The organism is Dactylosporangium sp. NPDC050588, assembly GCF_040654975.1.
Classification (GTDB): Bacteria; Actinomycetota; Actinomycetes; order Mycobacteriales; family Micromonosporaceae; genus Dactylosporangium; species Dactylosporangium maewongense.
Window position 1 is genome coordinate 38,149 of the sequence record NZ_JBFAJA010000034.1, and the last position, 12,725, is coordinate 50,873.

8 protein-coding genes and 1 pseudogene are annotated in these 12,725 nt (G+C 72.3%); 2 read left to right on the forward strand and 7 right to left on the reverse strand.

Annotated features, from left to right (window positions below):
• Positions 1 to 218: 218 nt before the first annotated feature.
• Complete coding sequence (locus AB0I21_RS24050; protein WP_360564290.1) at positions 219 to 2,297, forward strand: hypothetical protein; 2,079 nt, start codon at positions 219 to 221, stop codon at positions 2,295 to 2,297.
• A 153-nt stretch (positions 2,298 to 2,450) separates the two neighbouring features.
• Here AB0I21_RS24050 and folE read toward each other — a convergent pair whose 3' ends face one another.
• The 7 genes and pseudogenes from folE to dacB form a co-directional block, all read right to left on the reverse strand.
• Positions 2,451 to 3,068 carry a GTP cyclohydrolase I FolE gene (gene folE / locus AB0I21_RS24055; RefSeq protein WP_344514130.1) on the reverse strand — a complete coding sequence of 206 codons (618 nt, stop codon included), beginning with the start codon at positions 3,066 to 3,068 and terminating at the stop codon, positions 2,451 to 2,453.
• 92 nt (positions 3,069 to 3,160) lie between these two features.
• Complete coding sequence (gene ftsH / locus AB0I21_RS24060; RefSeq protein ID WP_360564292.1) at positions 3,161 to 5,164, reverse strand: ATP-dependent zinc metalloprotease FtsH; 2,004 nt, start codon at positions 5,162 to 5,164, stop codon at positions 3,161 to 3,163.
• Between the two features lie 211 nt (positions 5,165 to 5,375).
• Positions 5,376 to 5,951, reverse strand: a complete 576-nt coding sequence (hpt, locus tag AB0I21_RS24065) for a hypoxanthine phosphoribosyltransferase (protein WP_344514126.1) — start codon at positions 5,949 to 5,951, stop codon at positions 5,376 to 5,378.
• 65 nt (positions 5,952 to 6,016) lie between these two features.
• Entirely contained in the window at positions 6,017 to 7,636 is a 1,620-nt protein-coding gene (locus tag AB0I21_RS24070) for a gamma-glutamyltransferase family protein (RefSeq protein WP_360564294.1), read from the reverse strand.
• 9 nt (positions 7,637 to 7,645) lie between these two features.
• Positions 7,646 to 8,614: a tRNA lysidine(34) synthetase TilS gene (gene tilS / locus AB0I21_RS24075; protein WP_360564296.1), complete on the reverse strand. Its 969-nt coding sequence runs from the start codon at positions 8,612 to 8,614 to the stop codon at positions 7,646 to 7,648.
• 500 nt (positions 8,615 to 9,114) lie between these two features.
• Positions 9,115 to 10,158, reverse strand: a pseudogene (locus AB0I21_RS24080) (zinc-dependent metalloprotease); the annotation flags it as partial.
• A 74-nt stretch (positions 10,159 to 10,232) separates the two neighbouring features.
• The gene (gene dacB / locus AB0I21_RS24085; protein WP_360564298.1) at positions 10,233 to 11,627 is read right to left on the reverse strand and encodes a D-alanyl-D-alanine carboxypeptidase/D-alanyl-D-alanine-endopeptidase; all 1,395 of its coding nucleotides are present in this window, start codon (positions 11,625 to 11,627) and stop codon (positions 10,233 to 10,235) included.
• An 81-nt stretch (positions 11,628 to 11,708) separates the two neighbouring features.
• Between dacB and AB0I21_RS24090 the strand changes: the two genes are divergently transcribed.
• Positions 11,709 to 12,248, forward strand: coding sequence for an inorganic diphosphatase (locus tag AB0I21_RS24090; RefSeq protein WP_344514118.1), 540 nt, complete (start codon positions 11,709 to 11,711; stop codon positions 12,246 to 12,248).
• Positions 12,249 to 12,725: the final 477 nt, after the last annotated feature.

Genomic DNA, 12,725 nt, shown 5'->3' on the forward strand with positions numbered 1-12,725 from the left:
TTCAGAGGCTATCGGGCCGCATCGAGGCTGGCACGCTCCCACGCGCTCTGAGGGATCGGCGGGGGTGGGTGCAAGATCGGGAGGGGGTGGGGTGTGGTTGGGAGGGTGTGGCGGTCACCTGCGGGAATACAAGACTCCCAGTGCGCCTACTGACTGCTTCCGCAGTCTGCGTTACCGTTCCGGCATCTGCTGGATCGGAGCGGGCCGAAAGGGGCACGGTGGCACGGCTGCGGGCACGGATCGAGCGAGCGGCAGCGCTGCACCGGCACACCGCTGCGCTGGTCGCCGCCGCCGGGCCGATCCTCGATGGTTACTCGCCCAGTGCGGCGCCGACGGAGCAGTACGGGGAGCAGCACGACCTGACCGCCGGGCTGCGGGCCGACGCGAACCTGCTGGCGCCCGGCTGGCTCGGGGCGCAGCTGGACGCGCTCTCGCCCACCACGCCGCTCGGGGGGCCGCTGCCGCCGACGTTCGTGCGGATCGGGCAGGCGCATCCGCTGGATGACGCGCGGTTCCCGGTGGTGGTGCCGTTGCTCCGGGCGGGGCACATCGCCATCGACGCCGATGCGAGGGACAGCCGGGTCGCGGGGTTGCTGCGCAGTCTGGTGCTGCGGCTGCTGGCTTCGTCGCCGCCGGGTTCGGTGCGGATTCGAGCGGTGGACGCGGTCGAGGAAGGGTCCACGTTCGGATGGTTCGCCGGCATCGAGTCGATCATGCCGCCGCCGGCGACCGATGCGGAGGGTCTTCGCGCGGTACTGGATGAGGGCGAGCACTGGCTCGCCGCCCGCACGGACGGTGCCGGGCCGACGCTGCTGATCGTGATCGCGTCGCTGCCGGAGCTGACGGAGGGCCGGGACCTGGCCAGGATCGCGGGGCTGGCGCACGCGGGTCCGGCGGGCCGGCTGCACCTGATCGCCGCGGGCTGGCCGCCGCCGCCGCTGACGGCGGAGACCACGCAGGCACCGTTGCCGCACGCGACGCAGATCGCCATCCGCAACCCGCATGCCTGGGTGGGTGATCCGCCGGGCGCGACGTTCTCAGGCACCGGCGTCACGCCCGGGAGGCTCAACGCCCCGGTGTACCTCGACCCTGAGCCGCCCGCGGATCTGGTACGCCGGGTCTGCGCCCAGCTTGTCGGCCCTTGGACCACGCCACCCGCCCCGGTCGGTGAGCCGAGCCGCACGGCCTGGCTCAACTACGTCGCCGCCGGGCAGCGGCTGGACACGGTCCGGCGCGAGGTGATCGCCGTCGTCGCGGAGCACAAAGCGGCGCTGAAGGCCGCCCGTGACGACCTCGCCGCGATCCGGGCGAAGCTCGCCCACCACCAGGCGTACCTGACGGAGGTCGCCCGCGAGGTCGGTGGCCGCCCGTTCGACGTGGTGCCGAGCTGGCAGGAGACGCAGACCGCGGCCTCTGTGCTGACCGGCGCGGCCCAGCCCGGCGGCCGCCGCAGGAGCGCGCCGCAGCAGGCCCCCCGCACGACGGCCCCGGTGAGCTCCCCACCGGCGCCACCGTCATCACCAGCGTCACCCGGACCCGCGGGCGCGGTCCCGCCGGTGACGGGCAACCTGTACATGGGCAGCACCGCCGGCAACACGGGCGCGATCATGGGCCCGTATCAGACCTACCCTGGCGCGCTGAACGGCCCGACGGGCGCCCAGCCCGTCTACCGCCCCCCGGGCGGCGCGCTGAACGGCCCCACCGGAGCCCAACCCGTCTACCGCCCGCCGGTCAGCGGCGTCCCCGCCCGTCCGCAGAGCCCGGGGCAAGGTCCGGCGCCGGCGAAGAGCCCGGCTCAGGTCAGCGGCGGCCCCGTGCGCCCGGCCGCCGTCAGCGGAGTGCCGGTCTCAGCGCCGGGCGGCGCGAGCGGTACGGGTGCTGTGCGCCCCCAGAGCCCTCCAGCGCCCGAATCGCTGCCGGGGAGGGTGTCCCATGCCCTCCGCGTGGCGGCGGCCGGTCTGAAGCAGTCTGAGGCGGCGCTGGCCGCCCCCGGCAGGTCCGACACCGCCTCCAGCACCAGGGTCTGGATCAACGCCGCGGTCTATTTCACGTTCGCTGTGCTCGCCGCCGTCGTACAGGTGCCGACACTGCTGGCGGGCGAGCGGTTCGACGAGATCAGCCTTCTGGCGCTGCCGTGTGCTCTGGTACTGCCTGCCCTCGCCTTCGCCCTGGGCTGGCTGACGATCGGCGCGACGACCCGCCGCCCGACCTCCAGAACACCCGTCATGGGCATGGCGATCAGCCTCCTCGCCCTGATCCCCATGATCGTCTTCGCCGCCGTACTCTTCCTGGGCTGACACCCCTCACGAGCCCCGCCGGGAAGCAAGCAACCCGCTGGGAAGCCAAGCAACCCGCCGGGAAAAGAGCAGGCGCCGCGGTGGTCAGCGCCCCGCAGGAAACGCGAAAGCCCGGCCACCAACCGGCGACCGGGCTCAGCAAGCACCTGTGCGCTAGCCGCTCAGAATCAGCGACATCGCCTCGGCGCGGGACTTGGCGTCGTCGCGGAGCAGGCCGCGGACCGCCGACGTGATCGTCCGCGAGCCGCCCTTCTGGATGCCCCGCATCGACATGCACATGTGGGCGCACTCGATGACCACGATGACGCCGCGCGGGTTGAGCTCCTCCATCAGCCGGTCGGCGATCTGCGCGGTGAGCCGCTCCTGCACCTGCGGCCGCCGCGCGTACACCTCGACCAGCCGCGCCAGCTTCGACAGCCCCGTGATGCGGCCGTCGTGGCCCGGGATGTAGCCGATGTGCGCGACGCCGTGGAACGGCAGCAGGTGGTGCTCGCACATCGACATGACCTCGATGTCGCGGACGAGGACGAGCTCCTCGTGGTCCGCCTCGAAGGTCGTGGAGAGGACCGTGGCGGGGTCGACCCGCAGCCCGGCGAAGAGCTCGGCGTAGGCCCGGGCGACCCGGCCGGGCGTCTTGCGCAGCCCGTCGCGGTCGGGGTCCTCGCCGACGGCGATGAGGATCTCGCGGACGGCGGCCTCGATGCGCTTCAGGTCGACGTTGCGCTCGACCTCCACGCCGCCGAGCTTCCCGCTGACGAGGCGGGCGGCCACGTGGTCGAGCTCGCCACTGACGAAGGACTCCGTGGAAACACCGAACCCGGCGCCATCGTCATCGGCGTCGGGCTCGGTGCTGCTGATCTCGTTCAGTTCTTGCCGTCCGTGGTCTCGCCGCCGCTGGTGATCCGCACGTGGTCACCGTCGCCGTTCACCCCGACGGGCGTCCCGAGCTCGGCACCGTTGGCGCCGGCCTCCAGAGCCCTCCGCCGGCGGCCGTTGCCGCTGTACGGCGCCATCGGCGGCCGCTTCACGACGCGGGCGCAGATGCGCGCCATGTCGTTCTGCGAGATGGTCTCCTTCTCGAACAGCTCCTCGACGATCTGGTCCAGGACGTCCCGGTACTCGACCAGGATCTCCCACGCCTCGTCGTGCGCGATCTCGATGAGGGCGCGCATCTCGCCGTCGATCTCGGCCGCGACCTTCTCCGAGTAGTCCCGCTCGTGGCCCATGGTGCGGCCGAGGAACGGCTCGCCGTCGCCCACGCCGTACTTGACGGCGCCGAGCTTGGAGCTCATGCCATACTCCGTGATCATGGAGCGGGCGAGCGCGGTCGCCTTCTCAATGTCGTTGCCGGCGCCGGTGGTTGGCTCGTGGAAGACGAGCTCCTCGGCGGCCCGGCCACCCAGCGCGTAGGCAAGGGTGTCGATCATCTCGGAGCGGGTCTGCGTGTACTTGTCCTCGGTCGGCAGGACCAGCGTGTGCCCCAGCGAACGGCCACGGGACAGGATCGTCACCTTGTGCACCGGCGCCGAGTGCGGCAGCGCCCAGGCGACCAGCGCGTGGCCGCCCTCGTGGTAGGCGGTGACCTTCTTCTCGTGGTCGCTCATGATGCGGGTGCGCCGCTCGGGGCCGGCGATCACCCGGTCGATGGCCTCTTCGAGGTAGTCGTTGGTGATCGCGCGCTTCTCGCTGCGGGCGGTGAGCAGCGCCGACTCGTTGATGACGTTGGCCAGGTCCGCACCGGTGAAGCCGGGCGTGCGGCGGGCGACCGAGTCGAGGTCGACGTCGGGCGTGAAGGGCTTGCCCTTCGCGTGCACCCGGAGGATGGCCTTGCGGCCCTCCATGTCGGGCCGGTCGACGGCGATCTGCCGGTCGAAGCGGCCCGGGCGCAGCAGCGCGGGGTCGAGGATGTCGGGCCGGTTGGTCGCGGCGATCAGGATCACGCCGCCCTTGGTGTCGAAGCCGTCCATCTCGACGAGGAGCTGGTTGAGGGTCTGCTCGCGCTCGTCGTGACCGCCGCCCATGCCGGCGCCGCGGTGACGACCGACGGCGTCGATCTCGTCGACGAAGACGATGGCGGGCGCGTTGGCCTTGGCCTGCTCGAACAGGTCACGGACCCGGGAGGCGCCGACACCGACGAACATCTCGACGAAGTCCGAGCCGGAGATCGAGTAGAACGGCACGCCGGCCTCGCCCGCGACGGCGCGGGCCAGCAGCGTCTTACCGGTGCCGGGCGGGCCGTAGAGCAGGACGCCCTTCGGGATCTTGGCGCCGAGGGCCTGGTACTTCGCCGGTGCCTGCAGGAAGTCCTTGATCTCGTGCAGCTCTTCGACGGCCTCGTCGGAGCCGGCCACGTCGGCGAAGGTCGTCTTCGGCGTGTCCTTGGAGATCAGCTTGGCCTTCGACTTGCCGAAGTTGAGCACCCGCGAGCCGCCGCCCTGCATCTGCGACATGAAGAGCAGCAGGAGGACGACCAGCACCGCGATCGGCAGCAGGTTGATCAGCAGGCTGACGAAGATATTGTCCTGCGTGACATTGACGTTGTACTGGTCGAGCTTCTTCGCCGCCTGCAGCTCGTTGAGCTCATTCTGCAGGTCGTTGGCCGACCGGGCGGTGAACTGGGTCTCGACCTTGTCGGTCTTGGAACCCTTGATCGACTCCTTCGTCTTCAGGTCAAGCTTGAGCGTCTGCTCCTTGTCCTGAATCACCGCCTTCTTGGCCTTGCCCTCGCGCAACAAGGCAAGCACCTGCGATGTGTCCGCCTTTGTGTAGCTGGGGCCGGACGTGAAGAGGGAGCTAAGGATGATCGCACCGATGATCACCACAAGGATCCAGACCACCGGCCGGCGGAACAAACGGGTACGTTCCATGTTGTCGTCGAGCGCACGCGGCGCCCGGCCCCTCCATCCGTAAGACCGCTGACCGCGCCGGACCCAGTGTGCCGACGCGATGTCGAAAGCGTCGACAGAATGGCCTAGTTGACGCTCGCGACCATTTGACGGTACACCGTGGCACCGACAGTCGCGGATCGGCGTGGGCCGGGACGGAGATGCTCCCAGCAGACTCCCAGGAAGTGCGGGGTCAGCCGCGGCCGTACACCGACGGCTTCAGGACACCGACAAAGGGCAGGTCACGGTAGCGCTCGGCGTAGTCGAGCCCGTATCCGACCACGAATTCGCTAGGGATGTCGAAGCCGACATACCGCACAGGGACGTTCACTCTCAGCGCATCGGGCTTGCGCAGCAGCGCCACCACCTCGACCTGGGCCGCGGAGCGGCTCTCGAGGTACTTCAGCAACCAGGACAGCGTGAGGCCGGAGTCGACGATGTCCTCGACGACGATCACGTGCCGGTCGGTGATGTCGCGGTCCAGGTCCTTGAGGATGCGGACGACCCCGGACGAGGTCGTGCCCTGCCCGTACGACGAGACGGCCATGAACTCGAGCTCCACGGGCGGGCCGACCCGGCCCAGCGCGCGGGCGAAGTCCGCCATGAACATGACGGCGCCCTTGAGCACCCCGACCAGGAGGATCGACTTGGCGTCGGCGTGGTCCGCCGCCACCTGCTTGGCGAGCTCCGCCGTCTTGTCGCGGATCTGCTCCTCGCTGATGATCACGTGGTCGATGTCGGACGCGTGCCAGGTGCTGCCGTCGGCCATGGATCTAGCCTGCCGTATCGGCCCTCCCGGATCGACGGCGGGTCACCCCAAGGAGACATCCGCCATCAATAGCCCAGTGCCGCCCCGTCGGCCCTCGGCTCGGAGCCCGCCACGTAACCGGACGGTGTGCGCCAGATCGCCTGTCCGTAGCCGAAGGCGCCCTGCTCGTCGACGATGCGCACCCGGTGACCGCGCCGTCGCAGGTCGTCCGCGGCGCCGGCGAGGCCGGGCTCGAGCCGCACGTCCAGCCCCGTGTGCCAGTACCAGCGCGGCCGGTCGAGCGACGCCTGCGGATCCAGCAGGTCGTCGACGGTCGACCGGACCACCTGCACGTGGCCTTGTGGCTGCATGTGGCCACCCATCACGCCGAACGGCCCGACCGGCGCTCCGTCCCTGGTCAGGAAGCCCGGGATGATCGTGTGGAACGGCCTGCGCCGCGGTCCGACCTCGTTCGGGTGACCCTCGGCCAGCACGAACCCGGCACCCCGGTTCTGCAGGCTGAAGCCGGTGCCCGGCACGACCACGTGCGAGCCGAAGCCCATGTAGTTCGACTGGATCAGGCTGACCATGCGGCCGTCGGCGTCCGCGGTGCAGAGGTAGACCGTCCCGCCTCGCGTGGGGTCACCGGGCGGGTGCTCCGCGGCGTCCTCGCCGATCAGCTCCCGCCGCTTCGCCAGATAGTCCTCCGTGAGCAGCGGCGGCCACTGTACAGCCGGCGAAGGGTCGCCCACGTAAGCATGGGCGTCGGCGAACCCGAGCTTGACCGCCTCGATCTGCCGGTGCAGGTCTGCGGCGCCGCCGGCCCCGAAGCCGTCGAGGATGCCGAGCGCCTGCAGCGCCACGATGCCCTGGCCGTTCGGGGGCAGCTCCCAGACGTCGTGTCCGCGGTACCGGACGGACAGCGGCTCGACCCAGAGCGACGCGTGCTCCGCCAGGTCGGCCTCCCGCAGCAGCCCACCGGTCCGCTCGGCGTGCGCCACCATCCGCTCGGCCAGCTCACCGCGGTAGAACGCGGCACCTCCGGTGGCCGCGATCGCACGCAGCGTGCGGGCGGCGTCCGGGTTGCTGAACCGCTCCCCCGCCCGCGGCGCCCGGCCGCCGAGCGTGAAGACGCGGCCCCACTCGGCGAACTCCTCGCCGGACAGCCCCGCGTGGATGGCCTCGACCGCGCGGTCCCAGTGGTGCGCGACGGTCGGCGAGACCCCGTAGCCGCGCTCGGCGTAGGCGATCGCGTCGTCGAACAGGTCCGCGAACGGCAGCGACCCGAAGCGTTCGTGCAGGTCGTGCCAGCCCGCCGGGGCACCGGGCACGGTCACGGGCAGCCAGCCGCGGGCCGGCATGACCTGCGCCGCGACGGCCTGCGCGCCACCGAGCGCGGCGGTGGCCCGGGCGGCCGGGTCGCGCTCGATGACGAGGTCGCGGGTCAGCAGCGCCGGCGACCGGCCGGACGCGTTCAGCCCGTGCAGCCGCTCGCCGTCCCACACCAGCGCGAACAGGTCACTGCCGATGTCGTTGGACCCCGGCTGCAGCACCGTCAGCGCCACGGCGGTCGCGATCGCCGCGTCGACGGCGTTGCCGCCCCTGCGCAGCACCGCCAGCCCGGCCGACGCCGCGAGCGGCTGGGTGGTCGCCACGACACCGCGCGGCGCGTACACCGGCCGGCGCGGATGCAGGTCCTTTGACATCTGTGGATCTTACGTGATCCGCCGCAGCCTGCCGCCCTGGCGGGCGACCCGCAGGCCACCCGGCAGCGCCGCGGGCCCCTGCCCGTGCCAGTCGGTGACCAGCGCGTCCATGGCGACCACGTGGCGATGGGAGAGCGCCCCGCCGGAGACCCCGAGCCGCCGCGCCCACGAGTGCAGCACCCGCGTGCGTACCGGCGCCGGGAGCCGCTCCAGCTGGGCGATGTCGAGCTCGTCCACCCCCGTCGCCGCCTTCTCGAACGCGTCCGACGCCAGCTCGTCGAGGTGCGCGGTGTCCGCCGCGATCAGCGCCGCCGTGCGGGCCAGATTGTCGATCACCGCCGGTCCGAGCGCCGCCACCAGCGGCCGTACCCGCGACCTGGCGAACGCATGATCCGTGTTGTGCGGGTCCTCCCACGGCGTCAGCCCCGCCACCTCGCACGCGGCCCTGGTGTCGGCCCGCGGCACGTCCAGCAGCGGCCGGGCGAACAGCACGCCCTGCCGCTCCCGCCTGGCCGGCATCCCGGCGATCCCGCGCGGCCCGGCGCCCCTGGTCAGCGCCAGCAGCACCGTCTCGGCCTGGTCGTCGCGGGTGTGGCCGAGCAGGACCAGCACCGCCCGGTGCGCCTTCGCCGCGGCGACCAGCGCCGCATACCGCGCGTTGCGGGCGGACGCCTCGGGCCCGCCGTGCCCGGCCACCTTGACCGTCCGCACGTCCACCGGGTCGAACTCGTGGTCTCTCGCCCACGCCGCGAGCCTGGCGGCCCGCTCCCCCGACCCTGCCTGCAGGCCGTGGTCGACGGTCACCAGCCCGCAGCGCACCCGCAGCCGGGCGGTGACGAACCTGGCCGCCACCGCCAGCGCCAGCGAGTCGGCGCCGCCGGAGCAGGCGACCAGCACCGTGTCGCCGGCCGCCACGTCGCTCAGGCCGCGCCGGACCGCGGCACGCACCGCCGCCACAGCCGGCGGGAGCGCGGCCACCTCGATCAGCCGGTGGCGTCGGGCTTGGCCGGCCGCTCCTGCGCGCCCTCGTCCCCTGCTGCCGCCTGGCTGCCATCCGGCTTGGCGACCAGCGGCTCCACCTCGGCAGGCTCCGCCTCGGCGTCCTCGCCGGTCCCTTCCGAGGACCCGCCGACCGGCTCCGCCACCGTCGTGGTGGTCGCCGCGGCAGCCCCGTCACCCGGTGCGGCCGTCGTCGCGGGCGTGACCGGGGCGGCCGTCGTCGCGGGTGGAGCCGGGGCGGCCGTCGTCGCGGGCGGGGCCGTGACCTCTTCCACGGACAGGCCCGCGACCTCGGTGGCGTCCGCGATCCCCGCCTCCGCCGGCGCCGTCTCGGCGGGCTCCGGCACCGTCGGCACGGGCGCCGGGGGCGCCTCGACCACGCCGGCCTTCGCGGGCGAGCCCTCCGTCACCGGGGGCGCCGCGGCGGCCGCCGCAGGCGGGGTGGGCGGCGAGACCATGGGCCGGTGCAGCGCGCCCGACCCGTGCACCCGCACCACCCAGGCTTCGGGGTCGCTGAGCTCGTCGAGCCGCGGGATGGTCAGCGGCGACTGCCAGATCTTGTTGAAGCCGTCCATGCCGACGCGCTCCACGACCGCGTGGACGAACTTGCGGCCCTCGGCATACTGGCGCATCTTCACGTCGACACCGAGCAGCTTGCGCAGCACCCGGTCGAGCGGGTTGGCGGCAGCTTCGCGGCGCCGGTTGAACTTGGCCCGGATGTCCTCGACGGATGGCACCACGTCGGGGCCGACGCCGTCCATGACGAACTCGGCGTGCCCCTCCAGGACGGTCATCAGGGCGGTGAGCCGGTCGAGCACGGCCCGCTGGCCGGGCGTCTGGACCAGGTCGAGCACCGACACCTTGCTGTTGGGGTCGCGGACCACGTCGGCGAGGGCGCCGATGCCGCGCCGCAGCCGCTCGGCGAGCTGGTCCTGGTTGAGCTGCGACGCGTCCACGAACGCGCCGACCTCGCCCAGGAAGTAGCCCCGCATCCAGGGCACGGCGGTGAACTGGACCCGGTGGGTGACCTCGTGCAGGCACACCCAGAGCCGGAAGTCGCGCGGCTCGGCGCCGAGCCGGCGCTCCGCCTCGACGATGTTGGGGGCGACCAGGAGCAGCTGGCCGGGGTCGACGGAGAACACCTCATACTGTCCGAGCACCTTGCCGGACAGATACGCCAGCACGGTGCCGGCCTGCACGCCGGTGAACCGTGACCCGATCGCGCTGGCGACCGGCCCCGGCTGCTTGCCGCCGGCGAGCCGCTCCGCGAGCGGCTGGATCACCTGCCGAAGGCCCTCGATGTTGGTCGCCGCCCAGTCGCGGCGGTCGACGATCCGCACCGGCGGAGCGATGACCTTCGTGCGCAGGCCGGTGAAGGCGCTGACGTGCTCGGTCGCCTCGTCCGCCAGCCCCCGGAGGTTGGTGACTGCGGCGGCGGCCTCCTCGTAGGACACGGCAGGGCCGCTCTTGCCCAACGCCGCGGCGGTTGCAGCGGCCAGATCCCAATCGACGAACTGCGCCATGCACCCACCGTACCCGCGCCGGACCACCGGCTGCTGCTGAGAAGACCCGGAGTCGACCCGTCGCGACGAGTCGACTACCGACAGCCACAAGCGGCGAGCGCGGCAGCGACCCGGTCGAGCGCGACCACTGCCTTGTCCCGGTCGGTGGTCGCGTCGGCCATGAACGCGAAGGCGAGCGTCCGCCCGTCCGCGTCCACGACGATGCCCGCCAGCGAGTTGACCCCGGTCAGTGTGCCCGTCTTGGCCCGGACCAAACCCGCGGCGCCCGCCCCTTCCTGCGTTTTGACGAACCGTCCGGTGAGGGTGCCGCTGTACCCGGCGACCGGGAGCCCTCCGAAGATGCCGTGCAGGTCGGCGCGGTCGGAACGCGCGGACATCGCCAGCAGGGTGGTCAGCAGCGCCGGGGACAGCCGGTCGTTGCGGGAGAACCCGCTGCCGTCGACCAGCCCGTACCCGGTCACGGGCACGTTCAGCTCCTCCAGCACCATCCGCATCGCGGTGGCGCCGCCCTCGAACGACGCGGGCTGGTTCTTGGCGAGCGCGACCTGCCTGGCCAGGATGTCGGCGAGCACGTTGTCGCTCTGCAGCAGCATGGACTCGACGAGCCGCACCATCGGCGCCGACTCGACCTTGCCGAGTTCCTTGGCACCGGCCGGCGCGGTGCCTGCGACGGCCGCGGTGGCCGGCAGGCCGAGCATCTTGGCGAACGCCTGCGCCGCCTGCACGTCCGGCTGCGGGTACCGCTTGGCGTACTGGCCGCTGTTGGGCCGGCCGCCCTCGGTCATCAGCGGGGTGATCACCGCGCCGGACCCTTCGGTGGTGGCGTCGGAGTCCCAGCCGGGTCCGATGCCGGAACCGACGAAGAGGGACATGTCGTACACCACCTTCGTCGGCACGGTGTCGCCCAGCGACTTCTTCACCTGAGCGGCGAGGTCGTCGAGCCGAGCGGCGCCCGGGTAATACGGCGTCTGGAACACCGCGAGCGTCGGGTCGCCGCCGCCGATCAGCACGACCTCGCCGGGCTGCGCGCCGGCCACGACACGGGTCGGGATGCGGTACGCGGGCCCGCGCGCGGCGAGCGCCGTCACGGCCGTCACGACCTTCGTCGTCGACGCCGGCGTCATGGCCGCGTCGGGCTCCGAGGAGTACAGGACCTGCCCCGTCGCCACGTCCACGACGGAGGCGGTGATGTGCGGGCCGAGCGCGGGCGCGGTCAGCAGCGACCCGATGGCGGCCTTCACCCCGTCCGGCGACGGCAGCGGGGCCTGGCTGTCCATCGCCGCCAGTACGGCCGGCGGCAGCTCCGGGGTGACCCCGGCGGTCCACTTGGCCTGTTCGTCCGATCCCACGAGTCCCAGCAGGCGGATGGTCTGCGGTCCGGCGTACACCGAACCGAGCGCGGCGACGAGCGCCACGACCAGCGCGACGGCCGCGACGACAGTGCCCAGCTGTGGTCTTTCCCTCGCCAACCGACCCTCCCCGTTCTTCACCGTGGTGCTGTCAGGGAGACTAATGGTCGGCGCAGCGGTGCGAGGGTGAGGAGTCATCAGATGGACTTCGACGTGACGGTCGAAATCCCGAAAGGTCAACGCAACAAGTACGAGGTTGACCATGCGACCGGCCGGATCCGGCTCGACAGGACGCTGTTCACCTCGACGCAGTACCCGGCCGACTACGGCTTCATCGAGGGAACGCTCGGCCAGGACGAGGACCCGCTCGACGCGCTGGTGCTGGTGCAGGCGCCGACGTTCCCGGGCTGCCTGATCCGCTCCCGGGCGATCGGCATGTTCCGGATGACGGACGAGAAGGGCGGCGACGACAAGGTCCTCTGCGTGCCGGCCGACGACCCGCGCCTGGAGCACCTTCGCGACATCCACCACCTCGGCGAGTTCGACCGGCTGGAGATCCAGCACTTCTTCGAGGTCTACAAGGACCTGGAGCCGGGCAAGAGCGTCGAAGGCGCGACGTGGGTCGGACGGGTCGAGGCCGAGGCCGAGATCGCCGCTTCCCGCAAGCGTTACCAGGAGGCGGTCGCCAACGGCACCTACCACGACCCGGGCGTCGCCCCCAACGCGCACCCGACCGAATAGCCCCTTTTCGCCCGCCTCGACGCGCGGAACTCCGCCCGCGTCGAGGGGCGAAACCCCAGCCCACGTCCACGAGCGGACCTGAGCATGCCCCGACGGGCGAGCTCAGCTCCCGCATCGAGACAGGGCCCCGCGTCGACACGGAACCACGACCCGTGTCGACGCACGGAAACCGAGGCCGCGCGCGGACGCCGACCTCGAGGGCGGTGCGGCGCAGCCCTCACCACGCGAACGAGCCGGAGACGAACCCGAGCCGGCGGCGGCTGCGCGATGAGGGCCCCACCGCGACGTTCGCCGGCACCCGGCGCCAACCCGTCGACGCGCGACCAACGTCGACGCCAGGGCAGCCTCGACCGACCAGGCCGGCGCACTCGACCCGCATCCATGCGGACCCCGACCCGTGCCGACGCGCGAACTCAGCCCGCGTCGACACCCGAGGCCCAGTCCGCCTCGACGCGGACCTCAGCCCCCGCGTCGAGG

What these genes read in the sequence shown, in the direction of transcription:
- hpt (WP_344514126.1), bottom strand. Translation starts at nt 5,951, where the DNA reads ATGGCCGACGGCAGCACCTGGCACGCGTCCGACATCGACCACGTGATC.
- ftsH (WP_360564292.1), bottom strand. Translation starts at nt 5,164, where the DNA reads ATGGAACGTACCCGTTTGTTCCGCCGGCCGGTGGTCTGGATCCTTGTG.
- AB0I21_RS24070 (WP_360564294.1), bottom strand. Translation starts at nt 7,636, where the DNA reads ATGTCAAAGGACCTGCATCCGCGCCGGCCGGTGTACGCGCCGCGCGGT.
- AB0I21_RS24090 (WP_344514118.1), top strand. Translation starts at nt 11,709, where the DNA reads ATGGACTTCGACGTGACGGTCGAAATCCCGAAAGGTCAACGCAACAAG.